The sequence below is a fragment of the Kriegella aquimaris genome, from assembly GCF_900103215.1.
Taxonomy (GTDB): domain Bacteria; phylum Bacteroidota; class Bacteroidia; order Flavobacteriales; family Flavobacteriaceae; genus Kriegella; species Kriegella aquimaris.
In genome coordinates, this window is the sequence record NZ_FNGV01000003.1 from 82904 (window position 1) to 101731 (window position 18828).

Consider the following 18828-nt stretch of genomic DNA (forward strand, 5'->3'; position numbering starts at 1 on the left):
TACATGCAGTACAACTCGCCCAACAACATAGGAGTTGGCGGTTTAAAGACGGCACTGCCTGAAATTCGTGATGGATTTTCTCCGCAACAAATCGATTTGGGCAGGTATTTGTTTTTTGACCCCATACTTTCGGGGAACGGTACTATGGCTTGCGCTAGTTGCCACAACCCGGCAAAAGGATTTTCCGATGGAATGCCAACGAGTATCGGCAACAATAACCAAAAATTACAGCGGTCTGCACCAACACTTTGGAATGTAGCCTACTTGAGAAAATTTTTCTGGGACGGGCGTGCCAATTCTTTAGAAGCACAACTGCAGGGGCCTTTATTTTCAGAAGTTGAAATGAACAATTCCCCCGAAAATCTATTGAATACCCTAAATTCAATCGAAGCCTACGTAGAACTCTTCCGCGAGGCCTTCCCCAAAAAAAAGAACGGAAACCCGATAACTCTAGATGAAATTTATACGGCCATTAGCGCCTTCGAATCTTCGCTAATCTCATTGAACAGTAAATACGATCGCTATGCCCATGGGTATCACAAGGCATTGAACCAAAATGAAGTTGAGGGTATGAACATCTTCAGGTCTTTTGTTGCCCGATGTGCGGAATGTCATACGCCTCCCCTATTCACAAACCAGCAATTTGCCGTGATAGGGACTCCAGAGGCAGAAGGCCTTCGCTTGGACCCCGGTGCACAAATTCCCTTTAACGATACAACATTGAGGGGCGCTTTCAAGGTGCCCAGTTTAAGAAATATCGAAAATACGGCGCCATATATGCATTCGGGAAATTTCAAGACTTTACGGGAAACCGTTCAGTTCTATAATGATGGGCGCGGCCATGCCGTACCAAAGAACGAGGACCTGATTATTCACTGGCATATTTGGGAACCAAATTTAACAGAATATGAACTTGATAGATTGGTCGATTTTCTAAAAACATTGACCGATGAGTCGTTTATGCCCAGTATACCCGAAACACTTCCTTCGGGTTTAAAACCTGCAATCTAAAGAAACATGAAAAAAAAATCTACACTATTAAAAATTATTGGATCTCTTCTCTTACTAGTGATTGGAGTATTTTTAGGAAAAGTACTCTTCGAAACCAAGAATATTGAAACCATTCCCTTACCCTCAACCTTAAAATACAGAAACATAGGGCTAATGCAAGACAGCACACAGGCTGCTAGTTCCGAAGAGTTTAGCGGAAATATCATCGAAGTCAAAAAAGGTACCTCTATTCAAGCGGCCGTAGAAGAGGCTAACTCTGGGGATTTGATCCGCGTATACCCAGGCACCTATTCAGAGAACGTATACATCGATAAGGATAATATTAGCCTTCAAGGGGTTGTTATTGATGGAAAATGGCCAACACTTGACGGTAAAAAGGAAATAAATGATGCCTTTCTTTATTCCGGAAATGGCATATTGATAGAAAATTTCAAAATAATCAATTACAAAGGCAACGGAATTATGGGACAGGCGGGAAACAATTTTGTAATCCGTAATAATTGGATTATAGACACCGGAGTCTATGGAATTTTTCCGCAGTATGGAAAAAATGGACTTGTCGCACACAATGTGCTTAGCAAAATTGCCGATGCCGCTATTTATGTGGGTATGTGCGATAATGTAGATGTACTCCACAATGAAGTTTTTGACAATGTGGCGGGTATAGAAATAGAAAACTCAAGGCATTGTCTGGTCGAGAACAACTATGCCCACAATAACACCGGTGGTATTTTGGCCTTCGTAACTCCTGGCCTACCTATAAAAACAACTTTTGATGTTATAATTAGAAATAATTTTGTGGTAGATAACAACCATGAGAATTTTGGCGCTCCGGGTTCGACTGTAGCAGGAATTCCAACTGGTACCGGTATTTTAATAATGGCAGCAGATGATGTAATTGTAGAAGACAACATCATTACCGGAAATAATAATACAGGTATTACCATCGTAGACCTTGCAACCGGGGCACCAAAAGCCAATGACCCCAATTCTGAACCTAATCCCGATAGGGTCGTAATTCTTGATAATATCATGTTTGAAAACGGAAACGAACCGACAGGAGAAATAAAAGCGATAATGCTCACACAATTGGATACCAAAGGTCCTGATATTTTCGCCTATGGTGGTGGCACTGGTAGCACTATCAGAAATAAGAATAAATACCGCACTTTCGGTCTTGACGATTACGGTCCGGCCCAAATTACCGATACAAAAGACGTGACCACATTTTTAATGAGTTCACCTGTACCGCCAAGGTCGGTTTCTAAAGAAGAATTGGGCGAGCTCACATATTATGGAGTATGTGCAGGATGCCATGCTTTCGGCAGTCGACTAATTGGTCCACCGACCGAGATTATCCAAGCGATTCATAATGGCAATCCGCAAGGCATTGTAGATTACATAAAAAACCCTAAAAATTTGCGTGATGATTATCCAGAAATGCCGCCTCAGGATTATTTATCCGATGACGCTAAAATGGCCGTAGCGGAATACATTCTGGCCATGAAGGAATAAAGCCCAATTTGCCGTATATTTCCATTTACAAATATTAAAATCTAGTACAATTATTCCATAATGAATATAGTAAAGAAACAACGTGATTTTTTCCAAACACAAAAAACGAAAGAAATTTCTTTTCGAAAGGCCTCATTAAAGCGTTTGATGCAGGAAATTATTAATCGTGAAGATGCCATCTGCGATGCTCTTTATGCTGATTTCAAAAAACCAAAATTTGAAACTTTGGCTGCAGAGACCCAATTTGTTTTGGCTGAGTTAAAACACGCTATAAAAAATTGTACTTCTTGGGCGCGACCACAACGAATTTCTCCAAGCTTGATGAATTGGCCATCCGCCGATTATATTTACAAAGAACCATACGGTACCGTATTGATTATTGCTCCTTGGAATTACCCTTTTCAATTGGCCATTGCACCACTTGTTGGCGCCATAGTATCAGGCAATACCGCAGTAATCAAACCCTCTGAGGTTACACCGAACACGGCCAAAATCATATCAGAAATTATTAAATCGGTTTTTGAACCTAACTATGTTTCGGTTGTCGAAGGTGGCATTGAAGTTTCCCAAAAATTACTGGCCGAAAAATGGGATTATATCTTCTTCACCGGAAGCACACGCGTAGGGCAAATCGTTTACGAAAGTGCTTCAAAACACCTGACCCCCGTCACCTTGGAACTTGGCGGAAAAAATCCGTGTATTGTTGATCAAACAGCAACTATAGCAACGGCGGCGAAACGAATCGTATGGGGTAAATTTCTAAATGCGGGGCAAACCTGCATCGCCACCGATTATATTTTGGTACACAAAAGTGTCAAGGACGTATTAATTGAGGCCTTGAAGAAAAGTATTATCAATTTTTTTGGGGAGAATGTAGAACAATCTTCTGACTATGCCCGAATTGTAGATGAAAAACATTATACAGGCTTAAAGAGCATGTTGCTAGGGGAAGATGTTTTATTCGGTGGAGATACAAACGATACCGACAACTTCATTTCACCCACATTGGTCAATGAACCAAGTTTAGATGGCAAATTGATGGAAGGTGAGATTTTTGGGCCCATACTGCCCATTATTTCTTATGAAGATGAAATAGACATTAAAAGACATATCATGAACTACGGTAAGCCATTGGCCACCTATGTGTTTTCTAATCGTAAATCTTTTCAAAGGAAAATTATCGAAACCTACAGTTTCGGGGGCGGCGCCGTAAATGATACGGTTATACAAATCACCAATAAGCGATTGCCCTTTGGAGGAGTAGGAAATAGTGGCGTCGGGGCTTACCACGGTAAAGCTTCCTTCGATTTATTTTCGCATCACAAGTCCATAATCAAGAAAGCGAACTGGCCGGATATTCCCTTGCGCTACCCGCCCTATACGCTACCCATCAAATATGTAAAAAAAATTAAGAGTTTATTTTAGGACCTTAAACGAAACTTTATCGCCAAATTTCTTTTGAGCGAGAATAGAAATTGCCCGATCCGTAAGTTGTAGCACTCTGGGGTACCCTCCTGTGGTCTGACCATCTTTCATTAAGATAATCAATTTGCCTGATGGAGTCAATTGCACTGTACCCGGAAGCGTGGCCGAAGTCAACATTGAAACTTTATGACCCGTTATCTTCTCTTCGATTTGGTAGGCCATTCGATCATTTTGATTGGAGATTTTAAAGTCTTTGAAAAATAATTCTTCCAACTGCCTTTTCGATAGAATATGAAATTCAGGCCCCTCGGTGACGTACAAGACCGTTTCGTTCAAAAAGGAGTCTACTTTAAGTTCAGAGGTCTTGGGTACAAACAGTTCACACATGGTATAATCAACAGTGCTGCCATCATCTAAATGATTTTTCGATGTTATCGGCAAATAAAGAGATTGGCTTCCCAATATTTTCGGCGTTTTAAAACCCCCTTTGACTCCCAAATAACTACGAAAACCCTTTTTCAGTTTCCCGTAAGAGATGATATCCCCTTTTTCAACTTTATAGACTTTATAATCTTGTATCGGTTCATTATTCAAGGTAACCGATAACTGTGCGCCTCCCAAACATATATAAGTCCTTTTTCCAAACTCCAATGTTGGCCCTGTCATTGTCGTTTCAATCAATGCTGCGTTGGCCTCATTTTCAAGAAGTAAATTAATTTTGGAAGCCGAAGAAGTATCCATAAACCCTGAGACCGGTACGCCCTTATTAAGGTAACCAAACCTGCCACCATCTTGTATGGTGGTAAAAAATCCGGATTTTAATACTTTAAGCATTCCAATTTTCCTTTTCCAATTTATAAATACCTACCTCTCCTTCGATCTTATGTAAGTCATATTCCGCCCTTTCAATAGCGTAGAACTGTACTTTATCGCCAATGTTTACAAAACAAGGGTTTTCTTTTGAAGCATCGAACATGGGGACTGAACAATTACCGATAATATTCCACCCGCCCGGCGAAATTTGAGGGTATATTCCCGTTTGCTTACCTGCTAAGCCTACAGCCCCCTTCTGTACCTTTGGTCGAGGCTGTGCCTTTCTTGGCACTTCCAATTCCGCAGGCAGACCTCCCAAGTACATAAAACCTGGCAAAAAACCGATGCCATAAACGGTATAGGGCGATTTGGTATGTAATGCAATGATATCTTCAATGCTCAAATCTAAAATACCTGAAACCTCCATTAGATCGATTCCGAAATCCAAATCATAACAAACCGGCAATTTCCACAAATATTTTCGAGGAAGGACCGCTTCTTCCTTATTGGAATACCAATCTTGCAGTGTCTGACTAAAAGTGGTAAAATCAATAGGGTCTTTTCGATAAAGAAGTGTCAATGAATTATACGCCGGTATCATTTCCCAAAGGCTTTCATCTAAACAGTTTGTTCTTAAATGCCGCATGAACAAAAGTATATCATCTAAAATGGCTTCCTCTACTTTATTTGGCCACTCGACAAGTACCGTATGAACCCCGTAGGGCCGTATCGAAATAGAATAATTGCTCACCTTTTTATTTTGATGTTGTGTTTGGGTAATTCTTGGTCAAGATACATTAATATTTGTAAAGCGGAAGGCGAATCTCCGTGAATGCAATAGGTATCTGCTTTCATTTTCACTTCAGTATCATCAACGGTCAGTACCTTTGAATGCTTTGCCATCAATAAAAGGTGATCCAACACCTTTTGGCAATCTTGAATCAATGCCTTAGGCTGTGACCGTGAGACCAAACTCAAATCTGGATTGTAGCTACGATCTGCAAAAGCCTCATATTTTATATGAAAACCGCGCTTCGCCGCTTGTGCAGCTATCACACTACCATAAGGGGCATAGACAAAACTTCTTTCTTTATACTGTTCTATGGCGGATAGAAAAGTAGTGGCTAGTGTAGCATTTTTGGTAATATCGTTGTACAATGCTCCGTGGGCTTTAATATGATGTAAAACCACTCCTTGATTATCAAGAATATTGTTAAGACTTCGAACTTGCTCCTGAATACTTTGAAGAAGCGCTTCAGGAGAAATTTCCATTGTGATTCTTCCAAAATTTACCCTATCGGGATATGATGGATGTGCCCCAATTTTTATTTTATTTCGCTTTGCAAGCAGCACCACTTTTTGCATAGTGGCATCATTTCCCGCGTGCCCTCCACAAGCAATATTACATGAAGATATATACTGAAATAATTGGCTTTCATTATCAAAACCTTCCCCAACATCACAATTTATATCAATGTTTACAGCACTCATTTCATATAATCGTTAGGACAGGAGATGATTTTTTTTTAAATAAAAAGGTATAATCACCTTTACATAAACTTGTAATGCAATAATGATTTCTTCAAATAACCAGTTGGCTGCGCAATACTATAAATATTATGGTAATCATCGAAATTAATCCATCCTTTTACTCTTCCTACACCACAATTTTAACATTTAGATTTGCCGTTTATCTAAAAAAATGCCATTCGTCTAAAAGTGCTATGTCGTACAACGATATAATATAATATTCCTAAAACTGTGTGGTTATTATAGTCCCAAATCAACCGATAGCTATCGGAAAAAAGTTTATAAAATGACTTGTTTAGAGTGTACGAAAGAACTCAGTTACCTTGACCATAAAAATGCTATAGATTCATTAGGAGTTGAGCTATGTCCAAGCCATCTTAAAAGGATGGAAAAATTGATGAAAAGCAAGGGCACCCCCCTTGAAGCCATTCAATTATACTACGGACTGAAGGAAGAAGGTATTAATGCCATGTTAGAATGGTGGGATGGAAAAAAGTCGGTAGATATTGCTATATCAAGGGTAAAGCTAAATATAGAAATAGATGCTACTTATGAGAGAATGACCCATGAACAAGCTATCAATGATCTTGAGGAAGCAATGCATTCATTTAAAAATGGTTTTACCACTATTCGTATTCCGCATGTATTGATACAGCACTATCTAAAGGATACCGTTACCAATGTAATAGGAATAATGGATGGGCTCAAAGCGAACATTAAAGTAATTTAAATAAAAACGTATGGCTGCACAAGAGAAAATCTTAAAGATACCCCTTAGAGTTTCAATGACCCTTCTTTTATTGGCCATGTTAGCGCAGATGTTTGATTGGCCCCATGCAAGTAAAATGCTGCTACTATGCTTCAGTGTCGTCGGAATCTTATACGCTATTAGATTTTGGAAAAAGCGGGAAAAAAAGTTTATCGCTTATGTAAAGGTTACTCTAGTCACTTTTTGGTCAATTAATGGTATCTCAAGCATATTAGGCTTTCAGCACGCGGTTTTCTTTCAGACGATCATCGGCATTACCTTTCTAATCTGGTTTATCATGGAGGGCACAGCCTACTTTTTAGACGAGGACCGAAAATCAAAAAATAGCCTTTCACAAATTTTATGGAATATTGCCATGGTGATTGGAACATTGGCCATTATAATGGGAAGCCTCTTAAACATGCTTAACTGGCAATTCTCATTACCCCTACTTGCATTTGGTATTTTAACCGTTGCCATATACATTCTAAAAGATGTGTTCATCGTAACTAAAATGGAGAAAGAAGATAGAAATAACGAAGAATTCCAGTTATAGAAGATTATAAATATCGGAAAATTTAACAATACTCTAAAGTCCATTAATCCGGCTTTAAGCATATCCCACTTTTATTTGCAATCAAATGGCAGCTGTTTTCCCTTCTTTCAAAAGTTCTTTTTTAATTCCTTCTAAAACGTAAGATTGCTGTATCTCTTTCTTTTTGGCCGCAATGGTCTTAAGACAGGCATATTGAACAATGTTGACAATATTGGCCCCTGTCAATGCATACTTCTTGGCCAAATCTTCCAACGATATCGATTTTTGCAAGGGCACTTTTGCTGGAAAATTGTTCTGCCACAAGCGCAGTCGCTCTTTATAACTTGGCAGTTCAAATTCGATAATCGACTGAAACCTTCTTGTAAATGCCGCATCAATATTATTTTTGAAGTTGGATGCCAAAATCACCAGACCCGGATGCGCTTCAATACGCTGTAATAAATAAGAAACCTCTTGATTGGCATATTTATCGTGTGCATCACGAACATTGGTACGCTTACCGAAAATAGCATCTGCCTCATCAAAAAATAAAATCCAATTTTTGTTGGTGGCTTTATCGAACAGACTGGATAGATTTTTTTCCGTCTCCCCAATATATTTGGAAACCACCACTGAAAGGTCGATACGGTACACATCTTTGCCAGTGTACTTTCCTAAAAGACTTGCCGTCAAGGTTTTGCCTGTCCCAGGAGGACCATAGAACATCACTCTAAACCCCGGTTTTATCTTGTCTTTCATGTTCCATTCATCCATAAGAACGGAGTTATATTTTAACCATGTCTCCAATTCCTTTATTTCCTCAAGCGTCCGCTGGTTCAAAATAAGGTCATCCCATTCTAATCTTGTTTCAATAGGAGTAGCAGGGAAATTTGGTCCTAAATGAGGTTTTAAAACAACTCCCGAAATCAATTTCGCCACGTATTCTACATCCATCTGAAGCTTACCGCTCATAGGCGGCTCCCCTTTTGGAACGGCTTCCAAGTATAATATGCCAGCCTTGAACAGTTCTGATTTCGTGGTAACCAACTCTAGAGATTCCAATCTTTTCTCTATATCGTTACCGGCCAAAAGATAGAGTGCCGTTTCTCCTGTCGGAAGGATTCCCCTATGATTTTTACCTTTTGTTCCTCCGAATTCCGGAAAATCACCGCCTTTTGGCAGAAAATCGGCCACTACTCCGCTTAAAGCATTTGGGTACACATTAGGCACCAATGCAAGCAAAACGAGTAAGATCTCTTCATCGGTCAGCTTTTTTTCATTAATGAATTTTGCCAAATACGATTGGTTTTTTAATAAGTCTAACTTAGGAACACGCAATGGCTCTTGGGCCAGTTCTTTGGAAAGTCGATGGGCTAAGTATTTTTCCAAATAATCAAAAAGCTGGGCAATCGAAATACTATTTTCTTTATTGGTTACGGTATCGTTCATAAGCTGCTTTTAATTTACTATCATATTTGTTTTGTTTATAACCCGGCCCGTTATAGCCATGGGCAAAATTTGCCCAATTCTTTTCTTTTAACCAATTGGTCAATGTTTTGCCTTTAAAACGGTTTACGGAAATAAACTTCCCAAACGATAGTAAATGCTCTCTTTCATGCTCCTGCATCTTTGAGACAAATTCGTTTATAGAAGTATAATCCAAGTTTTTATAATGGTAGCCCATAATTTGAAAGGCGCCCCAAGAAGCCGAGCAGTGTGCCGCATCTGCTACATCTTGAAGATCTGACATCTCTACAGCCTTAAGTAATCGGGTATATTCCCCAGAACCACCTTTGTAATGTTTTCGTGTCCATTTTTCGTACAACACATCTTTGGTTTGATCATTAAGGAAATCTTTGGGATTTAGGCCCCTTTTCTTCAACTCCCTCCAAAACACATGACCCTCAAAGAGAATGACTGCCCTACCATCTACCAAAAAACCCTTACCTCGACTCTCCACCGTGTTTACGGCCTTGACCGCGGCCAGTTCCAAATTGTAGTGATCAGCAAAATCTTGAAGATCTTGTTCGGATAACAATTTGGAGTTAAAGTTGGTGAGAAGGTTTTTCTTTTCCACCAGTTTGGCCCAAGTCTTTAGCCCAACCAACCCATCAACGACCAAGTCATTTTCTTTCTGGAATTGCATTATAGCCTGATGCGTATCCCTTCCAAAAAATTGGGAAACATAGACGTCATACCCCAAGGTGTTTAAGATTTCTTCGAGCAGAAATACTTCAGGGCCTCGGGAACGGTATTTTAGTGTTTTCATGTTTATAACATTTATTGAAAATCTTGTTCTAAAAAATGTGAATCGTAGTTTTCTAGTGTTGTAAATTGAATGTATAAAAATTAAGCATTTTCTTCGGTATTTCTATTATCAGAACTTTCCATTTGCTCAATTACCGATTTATATGAGGAATCTTCACCTAAAGTGACATTCTTGTTTTCCACATCAAAATTATGGACATCAAATTCTCTTTCTTTTTCATTTTCTACATCTCCTTTGCTGCCTTCATCACTATCAAACGCATTTTTATTAAATTGATGATCACTGGAGGCGTATGTCACTTGTGTAAATTGTCCCGGAACTTCTTTCAAATCTTTGTTGATTTCTTTCTGCAATACACCAATTAGCTTTGTTTCCGCTTCTTCAGCAGATAATCCCTCAAATTTTCCGCCCTTTTTATTGGCATTATCCTCGTCAAATTCTTCAGCTAAAATTGTTTTTAAATTATTATCTTTCTCGTGTTGTATTGTAGCGTTAACCGTCAAATCGTATGATTTAGCACCTTTCGAAAAAATAGCCGCCATTTGATTCTCAACACCCAACATTGCCCTTCTATTATATCTTGGTGATGAGGGATAAATATTAAGTGCGGCATTTCTGCCCGACCCACCAAAACGATCTCCAATAAGGTGCGCGTTGTCAAATCCATTTCCGGCAGAGTCTGTTGCTCCCCTAGGATTTCCTTCAGGCTTAAAAGTAAGATTATCACCCTTTACGTTACGTGTTTCAGTACTATTAGGATTGTCGTTCAATACTTCATTAAAGGAAATCTTAATTTCAAAGCTAGGAGGTTTTTCATCACGAATCACACCATCGAAAGGTTTGGTGGTATACGTAGCTGTATAGATAGTTCCCGCTTTGACCATTTTTATCTTATCCGGAATGTAATTTTTATGAAGGGGTACATAGGCTTTTGATTCCCCTTCCTTTAAAATACCTACTGCTCCTTCGTTGTTTTCAATAAACAACATAGGATACTCCACTCCAAACCCTGCGCCTCTTCGAAACTTATAACCAGTTGCTCTGTTATCTAAAATATAAACTTGGTTTTCGTCAACTTTATTTATATCCGTTTTCAGGTCATTAATGAAGGTTTTCAAAGGAATTCCGTCATTATCAACCACCTTATTTCCTAAATATTTCTTCACAAATTGTAATTTTTCACTGTCGTCGTCCGCCTTTGTTATCGCAGTATCCAACTCTTCTTCAGGACTAGCCGTATATTTATAATTCCAGCTGTCATCACCGTCGATGACGTTAAAAGAAGTAAATACAGGGTGATTTTGTCGTACAGCTGTTGCAACTTCCCCAGCCTGGGCTCTGGTAATTTTACCATCAACTGCAATTCTAGCTTCCTCTGTTCTTGCAAAATTAAGGCCTGCCTGTATTTGAACTGCTTTTTCGGGGTTGTGTGTTTCTTCTAAATTTTGTGCCTCATCAGAATCGCCACCTAGATCAAGAGCATTTAAAAACGCTGTTCCGGCAGCCAGTGCGCGTTCAATCAACCAATCAATAGCTCCGTTAATCATCTCCCGAGCATTTTCTATCATTTCGGCAATCTTCTCACTGATATTTCCCAAACCAAGTTGCTTGGCAAGAAAAGAGATAGCCACCGGTACACCATCTGCCAACCCAGTTTCCAGAAAGGCAGATGCGGTTACAATACTCCCTCTAGCAATATCGGCCACACCGGCTACGAAGGAATTTATAATTCCGAGAATCTCTCGAAGTTTTTCAATGAAGGACATGATAGCATTGAAAATACTTTGTACACCGCGAATGACCGGCAAAATGCCGGTTACATCCAAGAACGACAACAGCCATCCAATAGCTTGCTGAATGACTTTTTGTTGTATAAAGCCCATAATCCCTTCCTTGATAATATTCCAAAGATTGCTAATCTGGCTTTGTATATATTCCCAAATGGCGATAGGTCCTCGTTCAATGACATCTCTGACAAAGGTCCAAATTCCCGTAAGCCTGTCGAGTACTGATCGGATCTTTGCCATTCTTTCTTCCCCTATTCGGAGTGCCAATCGTTCTAATATATTATCCACAGTAATACCCAATACATCCATAGCCATACCTAAAAGTGACCGAATGCTTAAATCGGATGGAATCTGAACCCCCGCATCGGCCAACGTTCCGAATAACCAATTTTGTAAGCCACTTAACAAATGGGTTCCTATATTGCCGAGGAATTGCAAAAAACCGTTTTTAACGGCATTCATTAAGTTGAGCAAGAAACCGATTGGATCATTTTTAATATCTTCAAAAGCAGCCATAGCGTTGGCAATAATATTACCAATCATATCTGGCGGGATACCCATTATTTCCAGAATCAACGCAACCAACACCTTTACTACCTTCACCACAAAAATGAACAAGCGCGAGATAGGTTCTCCAAATTGGGCTACCGTCCGCTGGAACGCTCCTATAGGGTCAACCAAATCTCCAATAGAGAAGGAATTCCACATATCGGTAAATAACTGAATGATATAGGCGAGTGAAAAGCCTAACTCCGCTATCAAAGTTTCGATCTGCCCTGCGGCCCTTGGGACAACACCTGATTGTTTTAATTCTTGAAACTTTGCCTCTCCTCCTGGAACCAATCCCATAAAACCACGTATGATATTTTCAATAGATCTAGGTACATCTTCACCAGTGAGTGGATTCTTCCCTAGTACGACCGTCATCAAAGTAAACCCTGGAATCTCTGCCGCAAAAGAGTTGAGCCAGCCTAACAAGGCGTTTTTAAGTAAAGCCAGAACTTGCATTGCAACTGTTGAAGCAAATGACCATACCCTCTGGAGAAAACCAGTTGTCTGAACGGCCAATTCCCTTAAATTATCTAGAATGGTCGGCAGATTTTGAGGTTTGATAGCATCCCATACACTGTTAATCAGTACACTTAACTGACTCAATAATGACATGAAATTGCCGATCTGGGTATCAAGCCAATCTGCTGTTTCTTGCAACGTGCCACGCTCTCGCATCTGTTCCAACTCGGTTTCTTTACCAATTAGTAAAAGGAAATCTTCAAGAATTTCTATAGTAGGCGCAACAACCTCTTCATCCCTAAGCGGGTCATAGTGTATAATTTTCTTAATAAGCGACCAGGCCCTGTTTTCAGCCAATATGGGTTCAGCAATTCCAATTAAAGCTTCTTTGATCCATGTCAACACCTGATTTACCAGCGAGTTGGCAAAATTTTCAATTCTACCTATAACTTGTTGAAACTTGTCAGTAATGACCGATATGATATTGGTATAAGGGAAACTTACTTCATTCCAAGCCTCTTCAACCAAATCTAATAATCCTTGTGCTGTTAAATGAAGCCTGTTGAGCTGCCCACTAATCCAATCAAATGTCTTTTGAAGAATACTAAGCTCCTGTAATTTGTCAAAAATTGCAGTACCAAAGGGAACCAATCCCATCAGTCCTTCTATTAAATTGATAGGCGTACGCGTAACAGCCTGACCCAAAAGAGGGTCATATGATATTAGTACTGTAAACAGGGTATACCCAGGAATATGTCTAGCATTATTAATAATCCAATTAGGTATCAAGTCTACAATACCAAACCCTTGAATCATTTTGGGGGCCGGTGAAATCGAAATAGGTTTACGCTGAACACTACACCGCTGCTGAACGGTATGGGTCAGCTCGTGCGCTAATAGATGTTTCCCTGAACTACTTTGCGGATTGTATTTGCCTTCATTGAAATAGATGTCGTTACCGTGGGTAAAGGCCTGCGCCCCCAGGTTTTGGCTCATCTGACTAGCATTGCTATCGTTATGCACCCGTACACCGCTAAAATCAGTGCCAAAACCTGATTCCATTTCACTCTTAGTAGCAGCTGGTAACGGGCTTCCGCCACCTTTTGAACTGTTTAAATTGCCCTCCAATGATGAGAATTCTTCCGGACCGGCACCGGCATCGGATCGCTTCTGGAGCTGTGCTTCTTCTTTTAACTGCGCATTATCTTCTGCATTCTCTTGTAACCCCTCCTCTTGAGGTTGTCTACGTACCAAAGGAGTTATCGTTTCTACAAAGGGTTTTTGCTGAATCTGGAAAGCTTCTTTTTCACCTTCGGAGCGTTTTTCCTGAACATCTTCCTCTTGTGTTTTTCGCTGTATCGCGAGAGATGCACCAAAAAATGGATTACGTTGCCCATTGGCTCTAGCCACAACTGTATCGGCGACCCGATCCGCTTCTACTTCATAGACATCTCCCGCTTTTCCAATGTTCAGTTTGGGCTGTATAAAGGCATCGTTTCCCTTGTCTCTCTGAAAAAGAGAGGAGTTACTGGGTTTGGCATTTGCCTTTTGCGCCGTTGCGAACATTTCTTATGGTTGATAGTTTTTGGTTAATGGTTGAAAATTATAATTTGATACAAATCATCGTTTATTGCTAAATCGTGGATACAGAGTGCCAGATGTCTGATGTTCGGTGTTCATTGTTCGGTTTAAACCGCTCGCTGAATACTGCCAACTGTTCACTGCTAACTATTCACCGTTTACTGTTTACTTAAGTCAATCAACAACAATGTCTTAAACCACATAGGTTACAATTTTGGTAAAAACCACCCCCACAACTTTATTTTTAAAATGGCCCAAAGATATTTTTGAGACTCCGGTTTGATAAAGTGACTGCATTACGAACAGGTCTTTTTGACTGGCTAATAGCAGTTCCAATTCATCTTTTGATATTTGTCCACTAGCGAACAACAATGTCCATCGTTGCAATTTTTCTCTAGACTCGTCGACAAATTCAGCGATTTCGTTTTTAACCGTGCTGCTTTCTTCCCCAAATTTTTCTTTTATGAGTTCCGATATTTCTGTTTTCAGTTCCTTAAATAATTTTTCCGATTCCATAATTCAAATTTTATAGGTTACTCAAAAATGATGTAATCGCATTTTCAGATGCCTTACTTTTTTTATTTTCATACTCGATCATCAAATCAAATGCTTTGGATATTTGCGGACTAAATTCTTTCGCAAATACCGGACTCAAGGTTCCTTTGTTTTCCCATGTTTCCAAGAACTTATGGATTGCCGAATTATCCCGATTTAAATACTCCCACATTTTGAGTGTTATCTGGTTTTTCTCTTTGGCCCGTTCATAAGCCACCATGGTCTGTAACTGTACCTTTAAATCATCTACAAGTGAAATATTATCGGAATATGGCGTATTCGATTTTTGAATTAAATGTTCGGCCTTTACCTTGGTATTCAAAGTTTCTGTAAAGGTATAGTGGTCATAAAGGCTGCTCGCACAACCGCATAAGACAGTAACCGAAATAAAAATAATGAAGGTATTCTTTAGTTTTTTCATTGTACTTTATTTTACCGTATTATAAACTCGTTTTAGAAGGCTTTTGTCTTTTACAAACTTTTATGACAAACACCATTTTTTATTCTATCGGAACTTCTGGTTGTTCGTTTTTTGATTTTGCCTTTATCCCTTTTTGCTGTATGGTATGGGTAAGTTCGTGCGCCAATAGGTGCTGACCTTCTTTAGAATTCGGATTGTACTTTCCCTCATTGAAATAAATATCCTTTCCATGTGTAAACGCTTGGGCCCCGAGTTCTTTGCTCATTTGTACGGCATTATCATCGGTATGAATGCGGATGTCACTAAAATCGGCCCCAAAACGCGATTCCATTTCCTGTCGAACTATAGCATTCATTTTATTACCCCCGCCTTTACTTTGCATTAGGCTACTTTCTAGAGACGGCCTGGAACCCGATTTCTTGTTGGGTTTGGGCTGGGCAGTTTCTTCTTCCTCCATCTGCTGAACGGACTTCTCCTCTTCCATCCTTTGGACTGGTTCTTCCTCCTCTTCGGATTGCGTTTGCACTTCTTCTTCCTGCTGCTGAACCGTATTCTCTTCCTCCATCTGCTGAACAGACTCTTCCTCTTCCTCCCTTTGTACGGGTTCTTCTTGCTCTTCGGACTGCGTCTGCACCTCTTCCTCCACCTGCTGTTGTAGCGGTTCTTCCTCTTCCATTCTTCGAACAGGGTATTTTTCAATTAGCCCCTCTCGCTGTAAGGTAGAAACGGATTTGGCAAGCGGTTTTTGTTGCATTTCTTCCTCCGTACCGCCCATCTTTTGGACCGCTGGTGAAGATTCGGAATTACTAACTACTTTATCAGCAATAGCATCAGCCTCCATTTCATAGGCATCCCCTGCCCTACCAACCTTTAATTTTCGTTGGATGGGCGGTTTAAAGAACATTTCGTTACCTGCAACCTGTTGTGACGGTAATCTCCGGTGTTTTCTTCTCATGGCCAATTTATTAAGTCAACTATTGTCTACCACAACATCACACAGGTATCCCCTGTGCTTTCTTTGTAGTATAAACGTATGTTCACAATGTATTTTTTCCCTTTGATCAACTTGAGTTTTATATAGGAATTTCTGTCTTCACCACTATCATCATCTCCCGATAGGTATACATTTTCCCCATTTATTTCTTCGGAAAGTATCATGACCGTATCCATTGTTCCAAAGGTGGAAATGGTGTAGGTTCGAGTTTCCTCAGGCTTAAATTCTAAATTGATTTGACCCCCGACATCGAGGGAAATTATTTCGGAATGGAAGGGCTTAAGCTCCAAAAAAGTACGTTTATCCATTTTTGGATAAAATTGTTGCACCCATGCAATATCTCTGGCAGAGAGCCCATCTTCAGGAAACAAGCCGTTTGCATACTCCGAGGGTGCTGTTATAAGACCTGGCCCAAATGGGTAGTGCATGATGGAGTTTGGGTCCCAACTAGAGCCTTGAACGGCGTCTGGTTCAATTTTTCTAATGATATTGTGAAATGTTTTTTCCCGGGACCAAGAATTCGGTGGTGCTGCCAAAGCTGTGTATACCGCCTCTTCGTTCCAAACGATACCCGCATTTGGGTTCTGATGTTCGTGTGGGAAGCCCATAGCGTGACCGATTTCATGTAAAACAGTGTCTTGGTCGTCCAGAATATCCCAACCAAAATTCATAGTCCGCTGTTCTTTGGGAATATCCCAAGAATCACGACCAACGTAAGACCATGACCCCTCTCCTTTTGCAAAACCAATGCGCACATGGGCTTCAAGCCTGTCCGTGGTTTCCTCAAATTCTAAGCCGATACCCTGATTTTTCCATTTTTTGAAGGCATTACGAACTACTTCTTTTTCACCAGAACTACCTTTCCAAGGAATTTTCACTTGATTACCTCCACTATCTATTGCCGTAGTAAAAAACGAATCATCGTTGAACAGAAAGTACTTAAGTTTGGTTCCGTTGACCCATTTCTTTTCTAACATGATAATCGCCTCCATTCGCGAAGGGTTCATTGCCATGGCGAAGGCCCTTCTTGGCATTTCGGGCAAATTGCAGTAATGAATCTGACTTTGTTCTCTCATAATCTTAAATTTTAAATATTACCAATCCGTAAAAACTATTTTATTTTTCCATGGGAGTTTACATAGGCCGATATTCCATGGTAATTTCTCCAACAGAATGTCTTGTGTCTTTCGCTCCACTATAACTTTGGGGTTCTCTTGGGTCAACACCAATTTACCGGGTCTTTGAAGGTACTCATTGCGCAATAGCTCCAAAGAGGCATTTTTCATTTCTGGCCAGTTCTTCAATACGGCCCGTAACATTTCCTCTGCCTGTAATTTCAAATCGGATGATAATCTGATGTCTCTATTTATAGGTTTTTCCAAAGGGATGTTACACAGAAACTTTTCGAAAACCATTTGATATTCGTATTGTTTTTCCTGATTTGTGGCGATAAAATGCAGCAAGTGAGCAGCAATTTCCGGACGCGCTATTTCATCACCATCAAGCAACTTGCAGTTAAGAAGCAATTGTTTTAAATAAGGATGAAGTAATATCAGCCCGGCGTTTTCCACATAATAATTTGAAGCAGGTTCATGAATTGCGTTTTCTTTTGGTAGTACAAATTCATCATCGCTATGGGTCAAACTCCTTTTATCCTTAATTACTTCCTTGCTCTCAAAAATCTCATGGTCCGCCTTTATTCTTTCTTTTTTTGAATCTTTTTTTACTATGGAGCTTGAGGCACGAAGTTCTTCGATATCCTTAGACAACTCACCAGCAAGGACTCGAAGTAGCTTATCTGAATTTTTAGAATTAATCAGCTTCGAAACACTGTTTTTAATAGATTCGCCCTTATTTTTTGCAGAAGGACCTGTATGACTTCTAAGAAGCTCGAGTACTATAAAAAGTTTACTCTTCAATTTAGTCTTATCTATTTTAATCAAGGCTCCTAGGGCTATTTCCCAAACCAAATACCTTTTCACCAATAAAAAGGAATCGGACAAACTATTGTCCGTTTTAATAATACTGACAAGGTCATTGATTGTCGATACCCTTATGGAAGTATCTACATCAATCTTCAAGCCTACGAAGCTCTTATAGAGTTCAAATAATTGATTATCATCCAATTGTTTGATGAGTCGTTCCCTAAACAGGTCTTGGTGCAAACTTCTTAGCAATTCAAGTATAAGCTCATTGGAATTCAAAAGCGAAGTAACCATTTCTTCATTGTAAAATTCAGTTAAGGCATTTGAATCACTCCACCAAGGCACACTGCCCATTTTAAAAAAATGCAGCAGCTTGGTTTCAAGCCTTTCTTCAGAACTTATGGCGTTTGTAAACCTCTTTTGCTCAAGCTCTTTCATTACCCCTTTCTTAATAAGAACCTTTAGCTGATCAAAATCCATTGGCCGGTCTAAAGAAAGGTTTAGGGCTATTTTTTCAATCTGTAAATTGCTCTTGGCAGGAAGCTTTTGCTGGAATTCATTAAAATAAGCTTCCAAATAAGGTAAAGCCTGTTCTTTTAAGAACACATCAAGATTATCTTTAAGGTGATATGCCTCCGTACTAGAGTTCGTATGTACCTCTAAGAAAACCTTATTGATGATATGTTTTTGACTTTTATCCATTGCTTA

Annotated in this window: 16 protein-coding genes; 5 read left to right on the forward strand and 11 right to left on the reverse strand. The window is 39.7% G+C overall.

Going from position 1 to position 18828, the window contains the following annotated elements:
• Nucleotides 1-3: 3 nt before the first annotated feature.
• The 3 genes from BLS33_RS08225 to BLS33_RS08235 are packed head-to-tail and all read left to right on the forward strand — an operon-like array spanning nt 4 to nt 3951.
• Nucleotides 4-1011, forward strand: a complete 1008-nt coding sequence (locus BLS33_RS08225; protein WP_245731335.1) for a cytochrome-c peroxidase — start codon at nt 4-6, stop codon at nt 1009-1011.
• Nucleotides 1012-1017: 6 nt separating this feature from the next.
• Nucleotides 1018-2526 carry a parallel beta-helix domain-containing protein gene (locus BLS33_RS08230; RefSeq protein ID WP_089887310.1) on the forward strand — a complete coding sequence of 503 codons (1509 nt, stop codon included), beginning with the start codon at nt 1018-1020 and terminating at the stop codon, nt 2524-2526.
• A gap of 60 nt (nt 2527-2586) precedes the next feature.
• The gene (locus BLS33_RS08235) at nt 2587-3951 is read left to right on the forward strand and encodes an aldehyde dehydrogenase (protein WP_089887313.1); all 1365 of its coding nucleotides are present in this window, start codon (nt 2587-2589) and stop codon (nt 3949-3951) included.
• On the opposite strand, the gene BLS33_RS08240 is transcribed toward BLS33_RS08235, so the two are convergent.
• The 3 genes from BLS33_RS08240 to pxpA are packed head-to-tail and all read right to left on the reverse strand — an operon-like array spanning nt 3943 to nt 6255.
• Nucleotides 3943-4785: a 5-oxoprolinase subunit C family protein gene (locus BLS33_RS08240; protein ID WP_089887315.1), complete on the reverse strand. Its 843-nt coding sequence runs from the start codon at nt 4783-4785 to the stop codon at nt 3943-3945. The genes BLS33_RS08235 and BLS33_RS08240 overlap by 9 nt on opposite strands.
• Nucleotides 4778-5515: a 5-oxoprolinase subunit PxpB gene (gene pxpB, locus BLS33_RS08245; protein ID WP_089887319.1), complete on the reverse strand. Its 738-nt coding sequence runs from the start codon at nt 5513-5515 to the stop codon at nt 4778-4780. The genes BLS33_RS08240 and pxpB overlap by 8 nt, the downstream gene beginning before the upstream one ends.
• On the reverse strand, nt 5512-6255 hold the full coding sequence (gene pxpA, locus BLS33_RS08250) for a 5-oxoprolinase subunit PxpA (RefSeq protein ID WP_089887321.1): 744 nt from the start codon (nt 6253-6255) through the stop codon (nt 5512-5514). Before pxpA ends, pxpB begins: the two co-directional genes overlap by 4 nt.
• A gap of 325 nt (nt 6256-6580) precedes the next feature.
• Here pxpA and BLS33_RS08255 point away from each other — a divergent pair, with 325 nt between their 5' ends.
• Both BLS33_RS08255 and BLS33_RS08260 read left to right on the forward strand, forming a co-directional pair.
• Complete coding sequence (locus tag BLS33_RS08255; protein WP_089887324.1) at nt 6581-7024, forward strand: hypothetical protein; 444 nt, start codon at nt 6581-6583, stop codon at nt 7022-7024.
• Between the two features lie 10 nt (nt 7025-7034).
• Nucleotides 7035-7598, forward strand: a complete 564-nt coding sequence (locus tag BLS33_RS08260) for a hypothetical protein (RefSeq protein ID WP_089887326.1) — start codon at nt 7035-7037, stop codon at nt 7596-7598.
• A gap of 81 nt (nt 7599-7679) precedes the next feature.
• Here BLS33_RS08260 and BLS33_RS08265 read toward each other — a convergent pair whose 3' ends face one another.
• From BLS33_RS08265 to BLS33_RS08300, 8 genes are all read right to left on the reverse strand, one after another.
• Entirely contained in the window at nt 7680-9026 is a 1347-nt protein-coding gene (locus BLS33_RS08265) for an ATP-binding protein (RefSeq protein WP_089887328.1), read from the reverse strand.
• Nucleotides 9004-9846 (reverse strand): N-acetylmuramidase domain-containing protein, encoded by an 843-nt coding sequence (locus BLS33_RS08270; RefSeq protein ID WP_089887330.1) that lies wholly within the window; start codon nt 9844-9846, stop codon nt 9004-9006. The genes BLS33_RS08265 and BLS33_RS08270 overlap by 23 nt, the downstream gene beginning before the upstream one ends.
• Before the next feature lie 80 nt (nt 9847-9926).
• Nucleotides 9927-14210 (reverse strand): eCIS core domain-containing protein, encoded by a 4284-nt coding sequence (locus BLS33_RS08275; protein ID WP_089887332.1) that lies wholly within the window; start codon nt 14208-14210, stop codon nt 9927-9929.
• 207 nt (nt 14211-14417) lie between these two features.
• Nucleotides 14418-14741, reverse strand: a complete 324-nt coding sequence (locus tag BLS33_RS08280) for a hypothetical protein (protein WP_089887334.1) — start codon at nt 14739-14741, stop codon at nt 14418-14420.
• Nucleotides 14742-14751: 10 nt separating this feature from the next.
• A complete protein-coding gene (locus BLS33_RS08285) occupies nt 14752-15201 on the reverse strand; it encodes a hypothetical protein (protein ID WP_089887336.1) in 450 nt (149 codons plus the stop codon).
• Nucleotides 15202-15280: 79 nt separating this feature from the next.
• Nucleotides 15281-16156: an eCIS core domain-containing protein gene (locus BLS33_RS08290; RefSeq protein ID WP_089887338.1), complete on the reverse strand. Its 876-nt coding sequence runs from the start codon at nt 16154-16156 to the stop codon at nt 15281-15283.
• Nucleotides 16157-16182: 26 nt separating this feature from the next.
• On the reverse strand, nt 16183-17271 hold the full coding sequence (locus BLS33_RS08295; RefSeq protein ID WP_089887340.1) for a M12 family metallopeptidase: 1089 nt from the start codon (nt 17269-17271) through the stop codon (nt 16183-16185).
• An 18-nt stretch (nt 17272-17289) separates the two neighbouring features.
• Nucleotides 17290-18822 (reverse strand): contractile injection system tape measure protein, encoded by a 1533-nt coding sequence (locus BLS33_RS08300; RefSeq protein ID WP_089887343.1) that lies wholly within the window; start codon nt 18820-18822, stop codon nt 17290-17292.
• Nucleotides 18823-18828: the final 6 nt, after the last annotated feature.

Excerpts from the sequence above, each read along its gene's own strand:
- BLS33_RS08225 (WP_245731335.1), top strand. The coding sequence starts at position 4 with ATGCAGTACAACTCGCCCAACAACATAGGAGTTGGCGGTTTAAAGACG.
- BLS33_RS08230 (WP_089887310.1), top strand. The coding sequence starts at position 1,018 with ATGAAAAAAAAATCTACACTATTAAAAATTATTGGATCTCTTCTCTTA.
- BLS33_RS08235 (WP_089887313.1), top strand. The coding sequence starts at position 2,587 with ATGAATATAGTAAAGAAACAACGTGATTTTTTCCAAACACAAAAAACG.
- BLS33_RS08240 (WP_089887315.1), bottom strand. The coding sequence starts at position 4,785 with ATGCTTAAAGTATTAAAATCCGGATTTTTTACCACCATACAAGATGGT.
- pxpA (WP_089887321.1), bottom strand. The coding sequence starts at position 6,255 with ATGAGTGCTGTAAACATTGATATAAATTGTGATGTTGGGGAAGGTTTT.
- BLS33_RS08255 (WP_089887324.1), top strand. The coding sequence starts at position 6,581 with ATGACTTGTTTAGAGTGTACGAAAGAACTCAGTTACCTTGACCATAAA.
- BLS33_RS08260 (WP_089887326.1), top strand. The coding sequence starts at position 7,035 with ATGGCTGCACAAGAGAAAATCTTAAAGATACCCCTTAGAGTTTCAATG.
- BLS33_RS08265 (WP_089887328.1), bottom strand. The coding sequence starts at position 9,026 with ATGAACGATACCGTAACCAATAAAGAAAATAGTATTTCGATTGCCCAG.
- BLS33_RS08270 (WP_089887330.1), bottom strand. The coding sequence starts at position 9,846 with ATGAAAACACTAAAATACCGTTCCCGAGGCCCTGAAGTATTTCTGCTC.
- BLS33_RS08275 (WP_089887332.1), bottom strand. The coding sequence starts at position 14,210 with ATGTTCGCAACGGCGCAAAAGGCAAATGCCAAACCCAGTAACTCCTCT.
- BLS33_RS08280 (WP_089887334.1), bottom strand. The coding sequence starts at position 14,741 with ATGGAATCGGAAAAATTATTTAAGGAACTGAAAACAGAAATATCGGAA.
- BLS33_RS08285 (WP_089887336.1), bottom strand. The coding sequence starts at position 15,201 with ATGAAAAAACTAAAGAATACCTTCATTATTTTTATTTCGGTTACTGTC.
- BLS33_RS08290 (WP_089887338.1), bottom strand. The coding sequence starts at position 16,156 with ATGAGAAGAAAACACCGGAGATTACCGTCACAACAGGTTGCAGGTAAC.
- BLS33_RS08295 (WP_089887340.1), bottom strand. The coding sequence starts at position 17,271 with ATGAGAGAACAAAGTCAGATTCATTACTGCAATTTGCCCGAAATGCCA.
- BLS33_RS08300 (WP_089887343.1), bottom strand. The coding sequence starts at position 18,822 with ATGGATAAAAGTCAAAAACATATCATCAATAAGGTTTTCTTAGAGGTA.